Source organism: Sporosarcina sp. ACRSM (assembly GCF_022346545.1).
GTDB lineage: Bacteria > Bacillota > Bacilli > Bacillales_A > Planococcaceae > Sporosarcina.
Window position 1 is genome coordinate 602,373 of record NZ_JAKRNU010000001.1, and the last position, 21,175, is coordinate 623,547.

The 21,175-nt window shown below is 44.1% G+C and carries 19 protein-coding genes; 4 read left to right on the plus strand and 15 right to left on the minus strand.

The genetic code is table 11. The features are described from left to right. Window positions 1–4 precede the first annotated feature (4 nt). The 8 genes from MHZ95_RS02920 to MHZ95_RS02955 all read right to left on the minus strand — a co-directional run bounded on the left by MHZ95_RS02920 (window position 5) and on the right by MHZ95_RS02955 (window position 9,898). On the minus strand, window positions 5–850 hold the full coding sequence (locus MHZ95_RS02920; RefSeq protein ID WP_239388995.1) for an ABC transporter permease: 846 nt from the start codon (window positions 848–850) through the stop codon (window positions 5–7). A 1-nt stretch (window position 851) separates the two neighbouring features. Continuing rightward, window positions 852–1,781: an ABC transporter ATP-binding protein gene (locus MHZ95_RS02925; protein ID WP_239388996.1), complete on the minus strand. Its 930-nt coding sequence runs from the start codon at window positions 1,779–1,781 to the stop codon at window positions 852–854. Next, window positions 1,778–4,177 carry a hypothetical protein gene (locus tag MHZ95_RS02930; RefSeq protein WP_239388997.1) on the minus strand — a complete coding sequence of 800 codons (2,400 nt, stop codon included), beginning with the start codon at window positions 4,175–4,177 and terminating at the stop codon, window positions 1,778–1,780. Before MHZ95_RS02930 ends, MHZ95_RS02925 begins: the two co-directional genes overlap by 4 nt. A gap of 285 nt (window positions 4,178–4,462) precedes the next feature. Then, window positions 4,463–5,356, minus strand: coding sequence for a transcriptional regulator CcpC (locus tag MHZ95_RS02935; protein ID WP_239388998.1), 894 nt, complete (start codon window positions 5,354–5,356; stop codon window positions 4,463–4,465). Continuing rightward, complete coding sequence (locus MHZ95_RS02940; protein WP_239389190.1) at window positions 5,343–6,782, minus strand: MDR family MFS transporter; 1,440 nt, start codon at window positions 6,780–6,782, stop codon at window positions 5,343–5,345. The genes MHZ95_RS02935 and MHZ95_RS02940 overlap by 14 nt, the downstream gene beginning before the upstream one ends. 141 nt (window positions 6,783–6,923) lie before the next feature. Further along, window positions 6,924–7,364 (minus strand): cyclic-di-AMP-binding protein CbpB, encoded by a 441-nt coding sequence (gene cbpB / locus MHZ95_RS02945; protein ID WP_239388999.1) that lies wholly within the window; start codon window positions 7,362–7,364, stop codon window positions 6,924–6,926. Window positions 7,365–7,502: 138 nt separating this feature from the next. Further along, window positions 7,503–7,736 (minus strand): hypothetical protein, encoded by a 234-nt coding sequence (locus tag MHZ95_RS02950; protein ID WP_239389000.1) that lies wholly within the window; start codon window positions 7,734–7,736, stop codon window positions 7,503–7,505. Window positions 7,737–7,855: 119 nt separating this feature from the next. Continuing rightward, the gene (locus MHZ95_RS02955) at window positions 7,856–9,898 is read right to left on the minus strand and encodes a sensor domain-containing protein (protein WP_239389001.1); all 2,043 of its coding nucleotides are present in this window, start codon (window positions 9,896–9,898) and stop codon (window positions 7,856–7,858) included. A gap of 126 nt (window positions 9,899–10,024) precedes the next feature. Between MHZ95_RS02955 and MHZ95_RS02960 the strand changes: the two genes are divergently transcribed. Further along, on the plus strand, window positions 10,025–10,489 hold the full coding sequence (locus MHZ95_RS02960) for a YkyB family protein (RefSeq protein WP_239389002.1): 465 nt from the start codon (window positions 10,025–10,027) through the stop codon (window positions 10,487–10,489). Between the two features lie 508 nt (window positions 10,490–10,997). On the opposite strand, the gene MHZ95_RS02965 is transcribed toward MHZ95_RS02960, so the two are convergent. Together MHZ95_RS02965 and MHZ95_RS02970 are read right to left on the minus strand one after the other, a co-directional pair. Next, on the minus strand, window positions 10,998–11,870 hold the full coding sequence (locus MHZ95_RS02965) for an NAD(P)-dependent oxidoreductase (RefSeq protein WP_239389003.1): 873 nt from the start codon (window positions 11,868–11,870) through the stop codon (window positions 10,998–11,000). 343 nt (window positions 11,871–12,213) lie between these two features. Then, window positions 12,214–12,375 carry an aspartyl-phosphate phosphatase Spo0E family protein gene (locus MHZ95_RS02970; protein ID WP_239389004.1) on the minus strand — a complete coding sequence of 54 codons (162 nt, stop codon included), beginning with the start codon at window positions 12,373–12,375 and terminating at the stop codon, window positions 12,214–12,216. 279 nt (window positions 12,376–12,654) lie between these two features. On the opposite strand from MHZ95_RS02970, the gene MHZ95_RS02975 reads away from it, so the two are divergent. Further along, window positions 12,655–12,834, plus strand: coding sequence for a YkvS family protein (locus MHZ95_RS02975; protein ID WP_239389005.1), 180 nt, complete (start codon window positions 12,655–12,657; stop codon window positions 12,832–12,834). A gap of 95 nt (window positions 12,835–12,929) precedes the next feature. Then, window positions 12,930–13,583 carry a hypothetical protein gene (locus MHZ95_RS02980; RefSeq protein WP_239389006.1) on the plus strand — a complete coding sequence of 218 codons (654 nt, stop codon included), beginning with the start codon at window positions 12,930–12,932 and terminating at the stop codon, window positions 13,581–13,583. Window positions 13,584–13,659: 76 nt separating this feature from the next. Here the strand turns inward: MHZ95_RS02980 and MHZ95_RS02985 are convergent, their stop codons facing one another. Together MHZ95_RS02985 and MHZ95_RS02990 are read right to left on the minus strand one after the other, a co-directional pair. Continuing rightward, a complete protein-coding gene (locus MHZ95_RS02985) occupies window positions 13,660–14,097 on the minus strand; it encodes a MarR family winged helix-turn-helix transcriptional regulator (RefSeq protein ID WP_239389191.1) in 438 nt (145 codons plus the stop codon). A 103-nt stretch (window positions 14,098–14,200) separates the two neighbouring features. Next, window positions 14,201–15,634 (minus strand): ATP-binding protein, encoded by a 1,434-nt coding sequence (locus MHZ95_RS02990; RefSeq protein WP_239389007.1) that lies wholly within the window; start codon window positions 15,632–15,634, stop codon window positions 14,201–14,203. Between the two features lie 192 nt (window positions 15,635–15,826). On the opposite strand from MHZ95_RS02990, the gene MHZ95_RS02995 reads away from it, so the two are divergent. Beyond that, window positions 15,827–17,581 carry a B12-binding domain-containing radical SAM protein gene (locus tag MHZ95_RS02995; protein WP_239389008.1) on the plus strand — a complete coding sequence of 585 codons (1,755 nt, stop codon included), beginning with the start codon at window positions 15,827–15,829 and terminating at the stop codon, window positions 17,579–17,581. A 179-nt stretch (window positions 17,582–17,760) separates the two neighbouring features. On the opposite strand, the gene MHZ95_RS03000 is transcribed toward MHZ95_RS02995, so the two are convergent. From MHZ95_RS03000 to MHZ95_RS03010, 3 genes are all read right to left on the minus strand, one after another. Then, a complete protein-coding gene (locus tag MHZ95_RS03000; protein ID WP_239389009.1) occupies window positions 17,761–18,507 on the minus strand; it encodes an SDR family NAD(P)-dependent oxidoreductase in 747 nt (248 codons plus the stop codon). An 89-nt stretch (window positions 18,508–18,596) separates the two neighbouring features. Next, window positions 18,597–19,946, minus strand: a complete 1,350-nt coding sequence (locus MHZ95_RS03005; RefSeq protein ID WP_239389010.1) for a TrkH family potassium uptake protein — start codon at window positions 19,944–19,946, stop codon at window positions 18,597–18,599. 327 nt (window positions 19,947–20,273) lie between these two features. Next, the gene (locus MHZ95_RS03010; RefSeq protein ID WP_239389011.1) at window positions 20,274–21,038 is read right to left on the minus strand and encodes a TerC family protein; all 765 of its coding nucleotides are present in this window, start codon (window positions 21,036–21,038) and stop codon (window positions 20,274–20,276) included. Window positions 21,039–21,175 lie beyond the last annotated feature (137 nt).

The following is a 21,175-nucleotide window of genomic DNA, read 5'->3' on the forward strand; positions in this document are numbered from 1 at the left end:
CTTCTTATTTCGTACGCTTCATATTTACTCGCAACCTTTTAATCGCCACAACAAGCGACAGAACGGTAAGTGATAAATAAAAGAGCAGATAACTGACCCAAATTGGGAATTCTACCTGTGTCATTTCCGCTATTCCGTTCCCCACTTCCGGAGATAAAATCGATGCGAACAAAACCGCAGGGTTAATGGCTGCCCAGAAATACCCGACGATAGACGATGAAGAGGCACCGGTCCCAAAATAGCTATATGCCGACATCTGTATCGCGATCAGGAAAAGAAAGCCTGTCACAATCGATAAGAACAACATCGTTCCATAGGTGGCAATCATCGAGACGACCGTTCTCCGAATCAGCGTGGAAAAAAGGACCCCCACACTACCGATCGCCAGCACTGTCACAAACAAGAACAGAAAGACTCTCGCAAAATCCATCGGTGATATGCCACCGAATAAGAAAACTAAACTATAGATCGGCAAGCCAGCCACGATTAGCAACAGTAAAAAGGCGATCGAAGCCATCAATTTCCCCGTAATAATTTGGAGCGAACTTTGTGAAGTCGTCAACAAAATCGGCAATGTCTGCTTCTCCCTTTCCGAGCTGATCGTACCTGCCGTCAAACCCGGCGTGATGAATAATACAAGACCGAGTTGGATGAATGCTAACAGTGTAAACAGGATAAAACTCTCACTCGGTCTAAAATAGGAAACCCCCGTAATATTCATCGTCGTGAAAATGAAACCAAAAACAAAAATGCACATGGCAATTAAATAGAACAGAATACCGTTGAAGCTTTTTACAGAACGGAAGCGCAACTTCAATTCCTTGAAAAGGACAGGATTATTCAGCTTCACATCATTCAGCCCCTTTCGTTATTGCCATGAACACATCTTCGAGATCTGTCATATGTTCCATGAATGATAGGATCAATACATCATTAAGGATGGCCCGTTTTAACAAGCTGACCTGTTCTTCCGCTGTTCCTTTATACGTAAAGGTGAGGCCATCCTCCGCATCTGTCTTTTCCAGATTGGCAACGAACGGTTCTTCTTCAAAAAATGCAATGGCTTTCTCAAGCGGTCCAACCAAACGAACTGTAATCACACGTTCTCCGCGCAGTTTGTCTTGGATCGCTGCGACCGAGCCATGGGCAATCAGACGTCCATTATCGATGACGCCGATTTCGTCGCACATTTCCGCGAGTTCGAGCAATATATGTGAGGAGATCAAAATGGTCTTCCCCATCTGTTTAAGCGTTTTTAAAATATCCCTCATTTCGACGCGGGCACGCGGATCGAGGCCTGATGCCGGTTCGTCAAGTATGAGCACTTTCGGATCATGGATCAGGCATCGCGCCAGGCAAAGCCGCTGTTTCATCCCCCGTGACAGCAAATCCACATAGTCATAGCGCTTATGGGATAGGTTGACAAGTTCTAACAATTGAGGGATGAGAACTTTTCTTTCCGCTTCCGGAATGCCATAACTGGCACCGTAAAAATCGAGATATTCATCCGCTTTCAACTGATCATACACGCCAAAAAAATCTGGCATATAACCGATCATCTTTCGAACAGCTGCTGGATTTTGCCTTACATTCACGCCATCGATGAAGACATCTCCTGAAGTCGGTTGCAACAATGTGGCCATGATCAGGAAGGTTGTCGATTTCCCGGCACCGTTTGCTCCAACAAAACCGAAAACTGTTCCTTCACCCAATGTTAAATTCAAATTGTCCAGCGCATGGAACGTTCCGTATTTTTTGGTCAATCCTTTAATTTCGATCATTTTACCACCTCACCGTTCAACTTTAGTTCAGGAGCATGCCCTTCATTGCCATTTTTCGCATCATGCATAACCATCCGGATGACAATTTTACCTTCCGGGGAAATATAATCTTTCACATTTTCCTCTATTGTCCAATTTTCGGATTCGCTACGTTCAAATTTTCCAGTTCGGACATTCAATAGGCTCGCTTCATACAATTGTTGTTGGATTTCCCTTACTTCGATAGATGTCCAGTCCAACTGTTCATTCAGAAATTCCTTTGGCAATTGCCATGTTTGGATATAGGCGGCTTCACTGAAAAAATATTGGTTAGTTGATCCTGATGGAGAAGCTTCAAACCGGCCGTTTTCCGAAAGGAGTGACATCGTCATCATGTCTGGCTCGACTGTCACCGTCTTGTTGAACAGCACATCTGCCTCCACCGGTTGCACAAGCAAGGTCATCGAAGAAATGGATGGCTTTCCTTTTTCCAGTTCCACCGGGATGACTTGCGTATCCGTAAAGCCAATGAGAAATGTTTCGGTAGTTTGACTTAACTGTTCCCCCGCAAAGGTTAGCAGTTCGTTTTTCCTCATTTGCACTAAATCATCTGTACCGCTCGGAAAAGGAGTGCCAAATTGATTGGGCAAGGTAGTACTCGGCAATAACGTGCTCGACTTCAATGTCTCATGGACGTCTATCGTCTCTCCTGGGCCAAGATCACCGATCGGTATCAATGTTCCGCCTGACCAAATGGCAATATCCGTCAAGGCGAACGGGAATACGTTTGTGATCGTTCCTGCCAGTTGCTGATCCTCAATACGCAATGACTGATCTAGCTGTCCTGTCTTTTCCACCCTTGCCTTGCCGTACACAGTGGCGACATCCCAATAACCGATCTTACGCAGATGGAGCTTCACCCCGCTCGCATCCTGTTCTACTATTGTCTGCTTATGCGAAGGAGCAGATGAGGAGTTAAAGAGTGAACCAGGCATCGAAGCCGCTAAAGTTGTGCCTAAAGGCGCGGAAAACGTGTAATCGCCTGATTGATTCGTTAAGACGGACTCTGCAAAGTGGCCTGACAAGCGTCCGTCCTGTTCCACTGTCAACACGGCAGAATGTTGGATTTGCGAACGGCCGATCCGGTCTTTTGCACCATAGGCAAAAATGGCGATCGATGTCACCACCGCAATAACAGGGATGAGCCACCATGCATACTCCCGTTTGTCTTTCCTTTTCAAAATCATATAGAGCACAGGGATGATGATGATGATATATAGAATGATTATTCCAAAAATAACAGGTGCAGATACTTTAAATGATGGGAACAGTTCATTCGCACGTCCGATCGTATAAGTCATCGCTTCAAGTGGATCCGACTGAAAAGGTTGCTTGGATGGAATGATACTTTCTCCAGCTTCAAAAAGCTTCTGCCAAATGGCGGTCATGCCTTCCGTTTTGGCTAAAGGCTCATCGCCAACCGAAAAAGAAGTTTGCATAATAGCCCCTTGACCAAATTGCCGATAGGCCGCCAGCACGTTTTGATCCTCTTTAAAAAGCGGTGTTGAACCAGCTTGCAACTCTGTTAAATAGGCGGGATACGCTCCATCAAACCCTTCCATTCCTGTCCATTCGCTTAATACCTGTCCATCGATGGACGTCTTCCCTTTCAGTTGTAAAGGTAAATAATCTCTAAATATCCCCGCTTCGGCACTACTATTATCCGAGCCACCGAAAATGATGACGCCTCCAGAACGTACCCAATCCAATAGTGCTTCCTGCTGGTTGCCGGATAAATCGGCTACGGGATATTCATCGGCAATGATATAATTTGCCGCTCCCCAGCCCTCTGCCTCCGCCGGTAAAAGGTTTGTAGAAACTTTCGCTGCGTCGATCAGCTGCGTATTCGGAGCACTCGGAAACTTGACATTATTCATCGCTCTTAACCGATCGATATTATCCGTTAATAGTGCAATGATTTTCGTATCTTCGCTATACAAATTCGTTGTTAGTTGCTGATCCCCAGTATGATCCAGCTCTTTTCCGTTTCGCCAACCTCCCTCATATAGAAAAATCGTTTTCGGGTTCGATGTCCCATACACGCCCCTTGTATCCACCATATTCTGAACGACGATGGACACTGTTTTCGTCTCGCCAGCTCCGAGATCAAGCGGGATGGCCTTACCTGTTCCCATCGAATAGGAAAAAGGGAGATCGATGACCAAATCACCACTGAAGGCACTGCCCGTATTTTCAATCGTAATACTAACTGGCGCCCCTTTGCCATATTTCGCTTTCCCGTCAAGCCCAGCATTCACATCCACTTCCAATGCCGGTGCGGCAGAAGCTGCCCCAGCCGGCAAGAAGGGGAGCGTAATGATCAGTAAAACGGCAAAAACCGCGATTTTTTTCCACATAACCTGATTCCCCCGTTCGTCTCCATTAATCCGTATCAAAAATGTGGTTGTCATTTAACTTGATTCAGCAGAAGTCCCCCACTTCCATAAGTGGCGGGATGAATGCCAGAAAGTATTTCAATCAGAGGGAGTCCAAACTCCCTGCTGATTCAAGTTAAGCCTCCGGCGGATGTCACAGATTTTGAAAGGAGTTAATTGAGCTTTGCTCAATTCAAAATCTGGACGCAATCACGCCGAGGCGTGATTGATTTAGTACGAATTGGAGGAGACAAAGTTCCTCTATTCTTACAAGTCGGAGTCTTTTTGATTTTTTTCCGCATGCGATTGAACGATTTGCGCAAACGCATCGACCTGTTTCAATGCAAAGGATGATTCATAGCCGATTAACCACGTATCGCGTGTCAGCTCGAATTCCTCCTCATTATTCAGCAATGGAACCCGATTGACGGGTTCTTCCCCTGTTAATGTGATAGACGGTAAGATTGCATAGCCGATTCCATTTAACGCTAATTGCTTACATGTTTCGATTTGATCGACTGTAATTTGCCGTCCCGGCTTTTGTGCAAAATGGCGCTGCCACCAGCGTTGGATTTCCATATAGTAGTTGGAATCGCTTTTAAATTGGATAAAGGGGCGATCCGTTTCTTGCAGTTCATCGATAGAGGTGATTTCATGATCCACTAAATATAAGCGATCCCGGAATAGATAGGTTTTTCTACTTTTCCAATCCACTTGTCCGCGTACGATGCCAACATGCGCATCTCCGTTATAAAGTGCCTGAACGATTTCAGAACTCCAACCGGTCATCAGCGATATTTTCGCATCCGGATAATGCGCTACAAATTCCTTCAGTACTTTCGGCAACCACGTTTGCCCGACAATGGATGCACAAGCAATTTTCAGCGTCCCATGCACTTTGTCTGCCATGGAGGCGATCTGCTCGAACGTCTCTTCTTTCCTAGTTATCGTTTCATTTGCATACGCGACGACCAGCTCGCCTGCCGATGTCGTTTCAAGCCCTTTCTGCGAGCGGATGAATAATAAGGTCCCCCACTCTTTCTCAATGGATTGCAATCGTTGGGAGAGTGCCGGTTGAGAAAGGAAGAGACGTTCAGCCGCCTTTCGCATATTCCCTTCCTCCGCAAGCGCTTTAATAATTTCCAAATCAGTCGTTGTCATTTGGCAATCCCCTTCCACGCGGTATCCGTAATATTAGCAGTAAACTGATGACGGCAAAAACAGCGACCGTTACATACACCCAAGAGAGCGAGCGGTCCAAGAGGTGTTGCAATACATGCATATCCGCCACCGGCAATGTAAGTCTCTGTTCCTCCGTCAACAATAGATTGATACTATCCAAACCATAAGCCAGCTGTTCTTGATTGAATTGCATCATTAACATGCCATTCAATATCGCGCCAAACAAGGCGGCGCCTATCGTATTGCCAAAGTTCCGCATGAACATATTCGAGGCTGTGGCGGATCCCCGCCTCTCTCTCGGAACAGCCGCTTGGATCGTAACGGTGAATGTCGTGCTCGTCAATCCCATACCGACCCCGACAAAGAAACTGGCGATAGCCGCCCACAACGGTCCGGATCCGGCGCCCATCATGACGAAAAGAATCCCCCCGAGAATCAGCGAAAGCCCCCCTACAAATGAGACGGTAAACGTGCCATAGCGAATGAGCAAATGGCCTGCTACCGATGAAGCGATCGGCCATCCAATGGACATGGTCGTCAAGGTGAAACCTGCAATAATAGCCGGTTGTTCCATCACGCCGGTGACATATGTAGGCAAATAGGATGAAATACCAATCAGAATGATTCCTGTCGTCAACGATACTAAATTCGCATATAAAATGACTGGATTTTGCCAGATGGAAAAAGGCATGACCGGATTCGCCACTTTCTTTTCCACTCGAATGAAATAAGCAAACAATCCAATGCCCGTCCCGACCAGTACAAGACTGATGACAGAAAAACGGCTGAAAGATTGACCGCCTTCGGCCAACCAAAACAAAATGGTCGATAACGACAGCATCAACAGAATAGCCCCTTTGTAGTCAATGGAAACTTTTTGTTCCTGTTCTGGTTCATGTAAAAACAGATAGAGCCCGAGCATCGCTAAAAGGCCAAGTGGTATATTCACCCAGAACACGAATTTCCAATGCATATATTGGACGATCAAACCGCCGATCACCGGACCCAAAACAGCGGAAATCCCCCAGACGCTCGATAGATAACCTTGGATTTTCGCACGCTCTTCCGTCGTGTAAATATCCCCTACAATCGTTGTTGCAATCGGCATGACAGCCCCAGCTCCCAAACCTTGGATAAGCCGATAGACAATCAATTGCTCCATCGAACCCGCAAACCCGCAAAGCAGGGAGCCGATCAGAAACAACGTAAGCCCGATAAATAAAATCGGTTTCCTTCCGAATACATCCGCTAATTTTCCGTAGATCAGCACGGTTACCGTACTCATTAGTAAATACGCGGAAAAAATCCAACTATACCTTGAAAAACCGCCTAAATCCGACGCGATTGTCGGCATGGCCGTCGTCACAATCGTCGCTTCAACTGCACTGACGAACATCGCCAACATGACGGAAGCAAGTACGAGTGGACGATTTGTCACTTTGTCGGTTCCCAATGCTATCCCCCCAAATAGAAAAAGGCCCCTTTAAAGAGCCTTTTTTTCAATCTTTTTCAATCTCATGCTGGTATCAACGCTCATATAAAGCTATTACTGGACAGAGTAAATGTATTTTTTAAACTGCTTCAAAATGACTCTTCTCGTTAAAATTCCCGCAAACGTCCCATCTTCCTCTGTTACACAAAGAAAGGTATGGTCGATGAGCAGATCGAGACCTTTTTGAAAGCGATCCGTCGTTTTGATGGACGGTATATCTGTTTGCATAATTTCATCAACTTTTAAATCTGCCAAACGCTCATATTCAATACGTTCCAATCCCAATATGGAATCCGTGATCATCCCGATTCCGAGCAACCCTTTCAGATGGTACTTTGCATCAAGGACCGGTATGGCTGAGTATCCTGTTTTCGTAAGAACAAGTAAAGCATGTTCAGCATTGTTCCCAATCTGAACGTGCGCAACCTTTTCAGATGAAATAATAGAGTCCGCAATTGGTGTAAACAGAAAATCCCTGTTATTTACAGAAATCATATAGATCGGCTCCTTCTGTAGCTATGCTGTTCGTTTGTAAACTACACTTCTATCATATCATAACTAGGAGCTTCTTTCCTTATTCCGGCAACTTTATCTTTGTTCAACGGAATCCGCTGAACAAAGATAAAACCTCTTTCAATAGAAAGAGGTCGCATAATAGAAAATCACGATCCCGATAAAAAATGTCGCTACAAGAATAACCCAAAAAATCGGATTCAACGTATAAGGATGTTCTTCGATCGCGTCCGGAATCGAACTATCTTTCCCGTGAACAACAGGATCCATATTTCTCCACTTCCGGATCGATAATAATCCGATCAGTAAAATGAGTAAAACAACGAAAATGAGTGGAACGGTCCAAATATCCAATGCACATCACTCCCTTTATAAAAAAGGATGTACCATTTGGCGCTAGTTATTCACGACAATTAGCGATGTTTGTCACCACTCATCTTCTTTCCACAGTATGTGCAGCTGCGTTTGTTTTTTTATTCGATATATTTTTCCACGATTTCCTCAATAGGAACGGCTTTACTATACAAAAATCCTTGTGCTTTTTGACAGTTCGCCTCCAGCAGGATTTGTGCTTGCAAGTCTTTTTCGACTCCTTCGGCAACAACCGTCATTCCGAGATTATGGGCTAAATTGATAATCGTCTTGGCGATCGCCTTATTTTTCTCGTCCACTTCAATATCTTTAATGAACGAACGATCGATTTTAATGATATCAATCGGATACTGTTTTAAATAGCTTAGCGAGGAATAGCCCGTCCCGAAATCGTCCACCGAAATATAAACGCCGATCCTTTTCAACTCATTGATCGTTTTAAGCGTCTCGTTCATATTCGTCATGGCACTTTCGGTAATTTCCAATTCCAAGGAGGAGGGAACAATTCCATGATTAGCAATTTTATTTCTTAGGTTAGACGAGAAGCTCTCCATTTGAAACTGTTTCGGGGAAATATTAACCGCAATTCGAACCGGTTTAAATTGTTTATCCTGCCATTCCTTCAGCTGAATGCACACCTGCTCCAATACCCAATCCCCAATCCCATGGATTAAGCCGGAGTCTTCTGCAATCGGGATGAATTGTACAGGTGAAACAAAGCCGAATTTCCGATTATTCCATCTGAGGAGTGCTTCAAAACTGCTGATTTGCCCCGTTTTCAAATCCACTTGCGGCTGATAATGGACGGTCAATTCATTTAATTCAACAGCTCTACGTAAATGGGATTCCATCAGCGCTTCATCGGGGAATGTCGTATTCATTTCCTTTTGATAAAATCGATAATGGGAACGCCCGCGATCCTTCACAAATGCAAGTGCCTGTTCCGACTTACGTATCAGGGATTCAAGTGTCTTACCATCTTCCGGGTAGACGGAAATGCCGATGGATGCAGAGATGAAATATTCTTGGTGCTGATAGTAAAATGGTTTTCCGAAATCATTCAATAACTTTTGTGCAAATTTTTCCGTTTTCGAGACAGAATGATTACGCAACGAAACGACGAATTCATCTCCTCCGTTACGATACAATTTTGCCGACACCGGACAGCTCATTTTTAATCGTTCGGCAATCTTTTTCAAGACTTCATCCGCTCCGCTATGCCCAAGCGATTCATTGATCAATTTAAAACGGTCAAGTCCCAAATGGATGAATGAAATTCTCTCGTCACTTTTCAGCGCGTAACTGGAATCTTCCGCAAAATGCTCCTTCATCGCACGCCTGTTCCAAAGACCTGTCAATTGGTCATGATAAGATAAATATAACAGTTTTGCAGTATGTTCATCATGGACGGTCGTATCCCGTAACAGTAAATGGACTTCCCGCACTTCACCGTTCACCGTTATCGGGATGGCTTTGACAGTCGTCGGTACGACAATCCCCCGCTTATGGAGGAATGAAATCCCCTCGACTTCAATAGACTCGCCCGCCAATGCCCGGGAGAGACATGATTTGATGTAGTCGACATCTCCCTCATCTACAATATCCAACACTTTACTTCCGGCTAACTCTTCCAATTGATAATCAAACGCATTTTGGACTTCACGATTTGCGTAGATAATCTCCAATTTCCGGTTGACCAAAAAAATCGGATCAAGATTGTGATTGATCACAGACATATACTTCTGCTGAAACTCTTGCCATTTTTCCCTTTCTGTCAGTAAATCCATTCGTTCACACATTTGCACGAAAATAGAAAAGTTCCCGTCTTCTTCTGATTGTTGCACACTTATTTCAAACAAACTGTTCGCGCCGTTCTTGTCCAGCACGATTTCCGTTGCATGATGGTTCTTTCTATGTAAATGACTTAACGACTGTTCAATCATTGTCCAAACTTCACCGAAAAAATCGGCAGCCCTTTGGTTCTGATGCCCGTTGAAGTGCTGGAGCGCCAACGTATTGGCATACAACACTTCAAAATCCTCCTGGGCGTTTTTTTGAAGGAGGATTGACATATTAAAAGGATGTTCGTGAATATAGGCTTCAGCAAGTTTATTCATATAGTTTTTCAGTTCAACGTTTCCCATGTAAGCCTCCATAAAATCAATTGCACCTCAGTGAAAATCCGGACATGTTTTGCATTGTACATTTCATTGTCTTTTGCTATTATCAGGACAGAAACAACAACTTTTTCACGAATAAGGAGGTCTATTTTGAATAATAAACAAGCGATCCGTCAATTGGCGATTGCCATCTATACGATCAACCGACATGCAAAAACTGCTCCGGATAATAAGCAGCTCTATACATTAAAGAAAATGGCGCTCGACAAACTGATTCGGACGGGCAATGCTGAAAAGCTGGGATTGCATTTTGTCGAAAATCCGAAATTCAGTAAACAACATTCTGCATTGCTCGTCCGATGTGACGACTTCCTCTTCCATACAATCCCGGACAAAGAAGACTTCAAAACACTTCCCCATCTAGGACAACAAGACGCGGCTTCCCGTAATCCGCAAGAACGGATGAGTTTGAAAACAGCCCGTGATCTATTGTCAGCATTCGTGAATCCCCATGCCCCAATGATTGAAGAAAAGAAATCGACCGCTCCGCCGAAAAAGCGTCGCATGATACAGAATACCCAAACTTTCCGTTCTTCCTATTTGGATGGCAAATAATCGATTCAGGCCAATTTGTCAAGATCGATTCATTCACTTACTGTGACAATTTCTTCGATTCGGGTACCCCTCTACAACACTCACTTTACTTGGGATGGTCATCATCGCCTCCCAAGTAAAGTGGAAGGGTCAATCGCTCGCCCGACTGCATGACGATTCCTTTTTCCCTCGTTTCTCCAAAACAATTTCTAAATCGACAAGCCCTATCATTTCCTTTTCGCGCTTAACTATTCCTGTAACAGGCATTTCCTCGTCGTTTGGTCATTATTTCTGCGTTTCCGCAGAAATTAAGGCACTTTCAGAACGTCGATAAAGTGAAAGTTCAATCAGTGGGGGTTTTTCCCATCCCCCACTGATTGTTAGTTGAACCAATCGGGCTTTTACGGGCAGTTGATCTCCCACCTATCCTTATCGTTTTACTTAAGTCTTGAGGTGGGGAGTCTTACTGCCCGTTAATGCGGGATAAAACATATCTCTTCTTTATATGTCGGCATGTTTGGGAAACTATTTAGTTTACCGAATAACTTTTATAAAGAACTTGCGTCCCTTTTTCACCATATCCTCTTTCCACAAGTTGCTCATACATATTTCGGGCAAGCGCTAAACCAGGTAGCTCTAAATCCATGGCTGCCGCTTCCTCCAATGCAATGTTCATATCTTTTAAAAAGTGTTTCACATAAAATCCAGGTTCAAAATTCCCGTTTAACATTCTCGGCGCCAAATTGGATAAGGACCAAGAACCTGCTGCTCCCGATGAAATCGATTGCAATACCGTATCCGGATCCAAACCTGCTTTTTCAGCGTAGACAATTGCTTCACAAACACCGATCATATTTGTCGCAATCGCGATCTGGTTGCACATTTTCGCATGCTGACCCGCCCCCGCATCGCCTTGATAGACAATTTGCTGCCCAAAAATGGACAAAATCGGTAAAATCTTATCGAATATTTGTTGATCCCCACCACACATAATGGACAAGGTTCCATTTTTCGCACCAATATCCCCGCCTGAAACGGGTGCATCAATCGCTGTCATCTTTTGGCGCGAAGCTTGTTCTGCAATTCGTTTGGCCATTGCCGGGCTCGATGTCGTCATGTCGATGACGATCTGATCAGCCTTCCCTGCAGAAAAAATCCCTCTTTCTCCAAAATAGACTTCTTCAACATCCGCTGGATAGCCGACCATTGTGAAAATGATTGCCGCTTCCGCCACTGCTTCGTCAATCGAACTCGCCCAGCTCGCTCCCGCTTGAATGAGCGGTTCCGCTTTTGATTTCGTTCGCGTGTAAACCGCCACTTCATAATCCTCATTCAACAAATGTTCTACGATGCTTGCTCCCATTACCCCTGTGCCGATAAAAGTCATTTTCATTTTCTCCATCTCCATTCCCCTCCTAATTGTTTATATTTCCATCTTACCAAAAGAGAAGGGATCAAAGATAAAAAAAAGGAGGACGGACCCTGCAATAGGGTGCCGTCCTCAAAAGGGGGAAATGAGAATGTTGCTGTGTTCGATTATAATTTCCCCGCTTTTCCGACAGTTTAAACCTCTTTTTTAAAAAAATTATTTTTGTAAAATCCTTGATCATATTTTAAATATAAAACCGAATCCGAATCCCTTACCATTTTAAAATGGCTTTCTGTTCGTTTCTGGAACTCTTTAGGACCACCTTATGAACTCTCCACAATTTCAGCGCGTGTCCTACACGGTCATTGAGAAATCATTAAACCTCACAAGAATTTTTTAGTGCTTCCAATTGATTAATCAGCCTATCGAGTTGTCTACTGACTTCCAATGTCTCATCAGCGGTCAACCCCATCTGGTCCGCCACTATCAGCATCGCTTCACGCAACTGTTCGATTTCCTCTTCCAGGCTCTGCACCATTACAATCCCTCCGTGGATATAGACATCGCTAGTATACGATTATACAGCATTGCTTACTTTAATTGGATAATTATTACCGACAATTTCCGACAATTCAATCTCTCCTCGTACCGGCAAAGAAACCGCTTTTTGGCAATCACCAGATCAAAAGTAATAATGTAGCAAATTCAATAGAAATTACTTTACGTTATCCCTTTTTTAAGGCACACTATAAAAGATTGTGAGAGAAGTGAAGCTCTCTTATCCTAGCATTATGATCAGAAAAGGAGTTGTTTACCAATGACAATTGCAGAGGTAGGGAATATCATTGAATTCAAGGACGGGCTACAAGGAATCGTTGAAAAGGTGAATGAGAACTCGGTCATCGTCGATCTCACATATATGGAAAATTTCGATGCACTTCAGCTCGAAGAAAAGACAGTCGTCAACCATAAACGCTATAAAATTATCCATAAGTAATTTTTAACAATAATGGAGGCTTCCTACTCATTCGTTCAACTATTAAGAAACATTTTGTAGATTTGCACGTCCAATCTAAATAAGGAGGGATTACGATGAAAAGCAAATGGAATCTTTTATTAGCTTCTGCCGCAATCGCATTACTGCTTTCCGCATGTGGGACAGATCAGTCCAATGGTGCACCGAACGACACGCCCGATGGTGCCACAGGTAACGTAGAAGAGGTGGAAAACGGATCATCCGTTGAAAATGGTGGCGAGGATGTTGAAGAACCGACAACAGATGTTCCGGAGGAAAAGGAAGATGATGTTCTAAAGGACGCAGTGCCAACCGAAAGTGATGAACAGAACTATACCATTTCTGTCCTGCCTAATTATACGCTGACCAGTGAAGAGCCGGGCAAAGATAGTCTCCTTGCCGACGATAACGAAACGGTTTTCATGCGTATTGAAACAGCACCGAAAGAAGAAGGCACATATGATTACTTCTCCGAAAATTTAACGGCTATCCTTGAAGCTTCCAGCGGCGGAGTCGCACCGACTGAAGTAACGGATACAGCTTTGATTCCATCTGGCGAAGGAATCGAAAATGCCAAAGTTTTTTCTGTCCAAGCTGAATCCGGTCCTGTTACCGGAATCGTTTTCGAGCGGGACAACATGGTTGTCAGACTTACGATTTTCGACTCATCGAAAGAAGAGCACTTCAACGAATTCTTAAAAATGGGTGAAACCATCGTCGAGCAATCTTAAATGCAGAAAAAGGCGTAAAGGAATCCTTTCCTTTACGCCTTCTTCTGTTAACAAACGCTGTATCCTTTGTTGCTTATCACGATAAATCTTTTACGGATAATCCTAGTTTTCGTATGAGTGCAATCGCCTGCTCTTGTTCGTCTTCCGTCAGGGTCGACATGATGGAGTGGATATGGTCAGCATGTTCTGGAAAAATAGACGACATCAATTCGACACCCGCAGGAGTAATCGACATATAAGTGATTCTTCTATCTTCCTCACAAAACACCCGTTCCAATAATCCTCTTTTTTCAAGCTTATCCACAACATAGGTCATCGAGCCACTTCTAAGTAAAATCTTTTGGCCGATTTTTTGAATCGGTTGCCTTCCCTTATGGTATAGCAACTCCAAAACTGCGAATTCGGTTGAATTCAGCCCATACTTCTCATTTGTTTTTTGCGCCTCTTCTAAAATCACTTTGCTCGCCCTTGATAGAACGACAAATAACTTTAACGCGCGCTCTGTATCTTTCATCATAGTTCCGTCCACCTTTTATCATCCGTTCGGCAATCGCCCCCATTATAACGGTTCGGATCCCTCTCTGTCAAAATTCATCGTCAAAATGGAACGACCCGTTTCAATAAAGCAATAACCTTTCCTCTTCCTTCCCTTTCTGTGTTGATGGTATAATTGCGGGCGGGAATGTGACGATAAAGACTGTGCCTTGATTGACTTCACTTTCCACGGTCACCGTGCCGCCGTGTTCTTCAATCGTTTTCAACACAAATGGCAGTCCAAGTCCCGTCCCTTCAGGTTTGGACGTATAAAAGGGCATAAATATCTGATTCAACTGTTGTCTTGTCATCCCTTTTCCAGTATCAGTGATATCCAACCGTAACTGATTCGCCTTATCCAAAGTAATTGAGATTGTCAATGTCCCTCCAGAAGACATTGCTTCCACCGCATTTTTGAATAAATTCAGGAGGACTTGTTTAATTTTTTCAGCATCACCGTTCACTAATGTATCGCCTAGGTCCGTTTCTTTCCGATTGATTGTAATCCCATCCATCATCGCTTTTGGCCGCATCACTTGGATCATATCGTCTACCAATACTTCGAGTGAAAACGTCGTCTTTTTATTCGACGCCGGTTTAGATAACACAAGCATTTCGCCCAAAATCGATTCCATTCTGGAGATTTCATCATCTATGACGGCTAGATATTTCAATGTGTCTTCCGAAGCTGAAATTTGCAGCAATTGAACGAAACCTTTAAGTGTCGTCATCGGATTCCGTATTTCATGCGCAATACTTGCTGCAAGTTCCCCGACAGTCGATAATGAGCCTGTATGAACCAACTGTTGTTCGAGTGCCATTTTTTCGGTCAAGTCATTCATCCGAATCAAGTACATATTCGTTTCGCTATTGTAAATCGTTGCTACATGATAATATCTTTCTTCGCCATAAGGCGGTTGATATTTCAACGTTTCTTCAGCACAGCCATAGTGCTTTACATTCTGGATATACTGTTTCAAGGTGGATTCAGAGTAATTGGGGAAAAGTTGCAGAACAACATCAACTGTTTTTCCAAGGAAATAGTCTTTATTTACATTGAAGAACTTTGTATACTGATTGTTTACATCACATATAATCCCTTCTCGATTCACAACCAGCATCAAACAGATCGCGTTGTGGAAGGCATGTAAATAAGTTTTTTTCGCCACTTCCGGTTCTTTCTTCGGAATATCAAATAATGCAATGACTTGTTTAACATGTTCAACGTATATAATATCTACATGAACGGGTACATTTTGTTCTTCGCCATACGGGAGATCTATTTTGCATGTGTTGTTCGCGGAATCATCACTATTCACAATGGCATCCCACAGGTCAATGGACTGCTTCATCATGAATTTTTTTATGTTAGTTATCTCTTTTAACATTCCATGTTCGCTAAATGATCGATTTTCATACAAAATCATTCCATTTAGGTCAAATACTGCGCCTGGCCTGCGAGCATCGTCCAACAAAAGAGAGACGGATTTTATTACCTTATCATTTTTACATTTCAAGTGTATTCCTCCTGACCTCGTTTCAAAACAATATGAAAACTGACAATGTTTCATGCATAAAGGTCAAATAAATGCAAAATGTAACTAATTCAGATTATTCCATATTATCGGTACGATAGAAATAGGTGAATATGCCTATATTCAGAAGCAAGACAAACCGCACAAAATCAAACATAGAAAAGGAGCTTAACTATGAACATCATCCTAACAACATTAAACGCAAAATATATTCATACCAATTTGGCCCTTCGTTACTTAAAAGCCTATGCAATGCCAACATACATTCCCCAAATTATCGAATACACGATAAAGGATCCGACAATGAATATCGTATCAGATCTCTATCAAAATAAGCCAGAAATTATTGGTTTCAGCCTCTATATTTGGAATATTGAAGAGTCCATCAAAGTGATGCGCATGCTGAAGCAAGTTATGCCAGACGTCAAAATCATTGCGGGTGGTCCTGAAGTGACGTATGACTCTGATTATTGGCTAGAGCGTGTACCCGAAATTGATGTTATTGCGATCGGTGAAGGGGAACGGACATTTAAACAACTGCTTGACGTCTATGCCAATAACGGGGATTTGGCGACCGTTCAAGGAATTGCATACCGGGAAAATGAACAATTGAAATTTACGGCACCCGGTCCAAAACTGGACTTACGGGAGCTCCCATCACCCTTTCGATTTGCCGAAGATATACCTGAACTTGGTAAACGAGTGACGTATATCGAAACAAGTAGAGGTTGCCCGTTTTCTTGTCAATTTTGCCTATCCTCAATCGAGGTCGGTGTTCGCTATTTCAATCGGGATGCTATTAAAGAGGACATCCGTTATTTGATGGCGAACGGTGCAAAAGTGATCAAATTTGTCGATCGCACGTTTAACATCAGCAGGAGCTACGCGATGGAGATGTTCCAATTTCTCATCGATGAGCATGTACCCGGAACCGTTTTTCAATTTGAGATCACCGGCGATATTATGCGACCGGAAGTGATTCAGTTTCTAAACGAAAACGCTCCTGCAGGATTATTCCGATTCGAGATCGGCGTTCAGTCGACAAATGATTTGACGAACGAACTTGTCCAACGTCGCCAAAACTTTGAAAAACTTTCGCGAACGGTGACCATGGTGAAGGACGGCGGCAAAATCGCTCAACACCTCGACTTGATCGCGGGATTGCCCGAAGAGGATTATGATTCCTTCCGGAATACATTCAATGACGTTTTCGCGATGCGGCCAGAAGAATTGCAGCTCGGGTTCCTGAAGTTACTGCGCGGAACAGGCTTACGTATCCAAGCGGAACAATATGGCTACACTTATGTTGACGAAGCGCCCTATGAAATCTTCTCCAATAACGTGCTGTCGTTTGATGATATTTTACGTATCAAACAGACAGAAGATGTCCTGGAAAAGTACTGGAACGACAATCGGACACCACGGACAGTGGAATATATCGTGACCGATGTATTTGAATCCCCTTTCGATTTCTTCCAGCAATTCGGGACATATTGGGAAACACGTGGATGGTCGAGAATCGGGCATCAGCTGGAAGACCTCTTCACGAGATTGCATGATTTCTTGGAGCAGGATGGCCGTGCAGATATGGATATTGCACGCAGTCTGATGAAAATCGATTATTTAGCGCACCATAAATTCCAGCCGCGAAAAGTTTGGTGGCAGGATGAATTGCCGCGAGAAACACGTGCGGCAATTGAACAGTCTTTACTCGGAAATCCGATGCTTACAGGAAAAGATTTCACCGCATACGGGCTAAATGCACGCAACATCCGGAAACAGACCTATATCACACCCATTTACGTCAATCCTGACAATGCAGAACTGGGAATCTTGGAAAAAACAGATGGCTTTTTGGTCACTGTCTTCCAACATGGAGAAAAACCCGATTTCTTATTCCTCGATCGGACACTTGCCGTAACTCGCTGAATAAAAACAGGTTATCTACAGTAAGTTTTAAAAAATCATTTGCATCAATACTTTCACTTTGAATATATGTATTGAAGATGTCTTACAATTAGCCTTACAAAGTATTAAAGCCTGTATCTAAGATCAGCTAGTCATGATCTTAGATACAGGCTTTTTTCAATCGTTCTTGGGACTCTTGCTCAGGGGAGGCTCAATTTGGCCGTCCTGCCGCCGTCCACAGTATAAACCTGCCCCGTGATAAACGCAGCCTCATCAGCGGCGAGGAAGGCTACGAGCGCTGCGACTTCTTCAGGGGATCCCGTGCGGGCCACAGGGTGGATGCGTCCGATATTTTGTCGGAACGCCTCTGAATCAGTTGTACTTTCAATGAATTCGAGGTTCAAATCAGTGTCGATCCAGCCGGGTGCCACCGCGTTGCAGCGTATGCCTTCATAGCCATGATCCACTGCCACCGAACGAGTCAGCCCATGAAGACCGGCCTTGGTGGCGCAGTATGCCGCATGTCTAGGATTGGCGGCCAATCCCTCAATCGAACCGGTATTGACGATGCTGCCTCGCGTCTTGCGCAGGTAAGGCAACGCAGCCCGGATCATGAGGAAGGGGCCGGTCAGGTTGACATTGAGATTGCGCTGCCAATCCTCAACACTCATTTCTTCGATCAAGGCTTCCTGCATCATACCGGCATTGTTTATCAGCACATCGAGCCGCCCGGTGCGCGCGATGACCTCTGCAACCATCTGCTCCGGCGAATGCGGATCGGAGAAATCTGCCGTGATCCAGTCAAATTCCACGTCCTCGCCGCGCTGCGCGGTAATTACTGTTGCTCCTTCGTCGCGCAACCGTCGGGCGATGGCCCGTCCAATCCCCGAACGCCCGCCTGTCACCAGCGCCACCTTGTTTTCAAAACGCTTCATTTGATTTGTCATTATAGTAACCCCCTTTCCAATACAATATATTACTTATTGTACTATGAATAAAGGCTGTCTCCTTTGCAGGAGTACAGCCTTTATTGGTATTAGCCGATGATGACACGCTCTTGTGGGAATTGATATTTCTCCACCTTCGTTTTCCCTCCGAGTGTATACAAAAATGAAATCAAGCCGACACGTCCAATAAACATGAGCGCCATAATAATGATTTTACCGATTGTCGATAATTCCGACGTCACCCCGAGGGACATGCCGCATGTACCAAATGCGGAAGTGATTTCAAATAGAAGTGCCACGACCGGGATACCCGGCTCCGTGATAAGTAAAATTAACAAGGCTGTCATCACCATAATGCCTGCTAACAGAATGACCGCATACGACCGGAATACGTCAATCAACTTAATTTCACGATGAAATATATTGATCACTTGTTTCCCGCGGGCAAAATTGATTAAAAACAACAAGGCAATCGCGAATGTCGTTGTCCGGATACCGCCCCCCACCGAACTTGGAGAGGCTCCGATGAACATCAGTGAGCTGATGACAATATCCGTTGCTTCACTAAACTGCGTCACATCGAACGTCGTCAGTCCCGCCGATCTGGAGGAAACGGAATGGAAGAGGGATGTAAACAGTTTTTCATGCCATGCCATTCCTTTGAATGAATGCATCGATTCCAATAAGAATATCATAAACGCACCCCAAAGGAGTAAAGCCCCAAATGTGATCGTCGTAATTTTTGTAAATAATGAAAAGCGGAAATGCGGCACTTTTTTCGAAAAGTACGCTTTCACTTCAATCAAGACAGGAAAACCGATTGCGCCGAGAACAATGAGGATCATCGTCACTGTTTGTACGAAGTAATCATTGAAATAGGGAGCCATGGAACTATCCGAGATGCTAAAGCCCGCATTGGTCGTAGCGGAAACCGCTTTGAACATCCCATTTAGTAAAGCCTCACTGAACGAATCATAATAGCGCATAATATACACTGTTATGAGCAAACCCCCGATCAATTCGATCAAAAAGATGATTTTGACGATTTCCCGTATCAAATGGACGACACCCGACAAGCTATACTGATTGTGATCGACCATGATGAGTTGTCGTTCACGCAAACCGATCTTTTTTTTCACAAGCAACCAGAAGAACGTACCGATGGACATGATACCGATACCGCCGATTTGAAAAACAAGCATCAGCATACAAAGCCCAAAAATGGAATACGTATCTCCGATGCTGATCGATGTCAGGCCCGTCACACTTACCGCGCTAACAGCCGTAAACAAGCTATCGATGAAACTGACATCGACACCGGGCTTGTAAACGCCTGGCAAATTCAACAGCAGGAACGAAAAAGCGATGGCCAAAAAATAATAAAACACAATGATTTGCGCGGGAGTCAATCTCCGAATATTTTCACGTGTCAACTTCATGCTAACCTATCCCTTTCACCTAATCAATTACGCCTCGGCATAATTTGCGTCCGGATTTTTTCAGGCCCGCCCACATCTAGCTCCGGGCGCCAGTAGCTCGGGTCATAAGCAGGCGCCCTACACTTTTGGGAGAAAAGTTTCCCTAAAAAAATCTGTGGCATCCGCCGGAGGCTTCATCTTCATTTAGCGGGCATATGAACGCCCGCTAAATGAAGATGAAAGATATCGTTCCTCCATTTTAGAGAATGTCACTCTAAAATGAAAGCTTTTCTCATGAATCAAGAAAAAACGACAGCCTGTTACAAGCTGTCGTCATCATAAATAACATTATCCATTCAGTTTTTTACGGTTCTGCCTAACACCAACTAAATAGCCATTCACTGCGATTCCTGCAAGAACAATCCAGAATGTCGTTTTCCATAAGGTTGAATGTGGGAATGCCGGATCGATAATCTGTAAGGCAGGATGTGCCAATGTAAGAACGACCAATTTGATTCCGACCCATCCAACAATTAGAAATGCCGCTGTTTCCAATGCAGGATATTTCTCCAACAACACAACAAACTGGCGTGCCGCAAATCGCATGATGATCAGACCGATGATTCCACCTAATAGCATAACGGTGAATTGTCCTCCGTTAATGCCTCCAACATGGAAATCTCCAAGTTCAGGCAACGTCACAGCAAGTGCAACTGCAGCCAACATCGAATCGAGCGCAAATGCGATATCCGCGAGCTCGACTTTCAACACGGTCATCCAAAAACCGGATTGCTTACGAGGCTTGGCATCGGGATGGTCATCTTCCTTCCCTTTGCGCGAATCATAAATATTTTTAATCGAGATGAACAATAAATAAGCTGCACCGAGCGCCTGGATCTGCCAAATGTTCACTAAGAACGTAATCATGAACAATGCCGCAAACCGGAAAACAAATGCCCCGAATAACCCATAGAACAAGGCTTTTTTCTGTTGGGCTTTCGGCAAATGTTTGACCATGACCGCCATGACCACCGCATTATCTGCCGCCAGCAACCCTTCCAACACGATCAGTACTACAAGGACCCATGCATATTCCAATAAAATTGCTTCCAAATTGATTCCTCCTATTCGACAATATAAAAAGACCCTCACCTAATAAAAAGGCAAAGGTCTCGCTAAGTCAGAATTCCGAAGAAAATTCAGCTATCATAACCGATGGCAAACGCCATGTATTGACGACTATGAAATAG

What these genes read in the sequence shown, in the direction of transcription:
- MHZ95_RS02925 (WP_239388996.1), bottom strand. Translation starts at nt 1,781, where the DNA reads ATGATCGAAATTAAAGGATTGACCAAAAAATACGGAACGTTCCATGCG.
- MHZ95_RS02930 (WP_239388997.1), bottom strand. Translation starts at nt 4,177, where the DNA reads ATGTGGAAAAAAATCGCGGTTTTTGCCGTTTTACTGATCATTACGCTC.
- MHZ95_RS02935 (WP_239388998.1), bottom strand. Translation starts at nt 5,356, where the DNA reads ATGACAACGACTGATTTGGAAATTATTAAAGCGCTTGCGGAGGAAGGG.
- MHZ95_RS02940 (WP_239389190.1), bottom strand. Translation starts at nt 6,782, where the DNA reads ATGTTGGCGATGTTCGTCAGTGCAGTTGAAGCGACGATTGTGACGACG.
- cbpB (WP_239388999.1), bottom strand. Translation starts at nt 7,364, where the DNA reads ATGATTTCTGTAAATAACAGGGATTTTCTGTTTACACCAATTGCGGAC.
- MHZ95_RS02955 (WP_239389001.1), bottom strand. Translation starts at nt 9,898, where the DNA reads ATGGGAAACGTTGAACTGAAAAACTATATGAATAAACTTGCTGAAGCC.
- MHZ95_RS02965 (WP_239389003.1), bottom strand. Translation starts at nt 11,870, where the DNA reads ATGGAGAAAATGAAAATGACTTTTATCGGCACAGGGGTAATGGGAGCA.
- MHZ95_RS02970 (WP_239389004.1), bottom strand. Translation starts at nt 12,375, where the DNA reads ATGGTGCAGAGCCTGGAAGAGGAAATCGAACAGTTGCGTGAAGCGATG.
- MHZ95_RS02975 (WP_239389005.1), top strand. Translation starts at nt 12,655, where the DNA reads ATGACAATTGCAGAGGTAGGGAATATCATTGAATTCAAGGACGGGCTA.
- MHZ95_RS02980 (WP_239389006.1), top strand. Translation starts at nt 12,930, where the DNA reads ATGAAAAGCAAATGGAATCTTTTATTAGCTTCTGCCGCAATCGCATTA.
- MHZ95_RS02985 (WP_239389191.1), bottom strand. Translation starts at nt 14,097, where the DNA reads ATGAAAGATACAGAGCGCGCGTTAAAGTTATTTGTCGTTCTATCAAGG.
- MHZ95_RS02995 (WP_239389008.1), top strand. Translation starts at nt 15,827, where the DNA reads ATGAACATCATCCTAACAACATTAAACGCAAAATATATTCATACCAAT.
- MHZ95_RS03000 (WP_239389009.1), bottom strand. Translation starts at nt 18,507, where the DNA reads ATGACAAATCAAATGAAGCGTTTTGAAAACAAGGTGGCGCTGGTGACA.
- MHZ95_RS03005 (WP_239389010.1), bottom strand. Translation starts at nt 19,946, where the DNA reads ATGAAGTTGACACGTGAAAATATTCGGAGATTGACTCCCGCGCAAATC.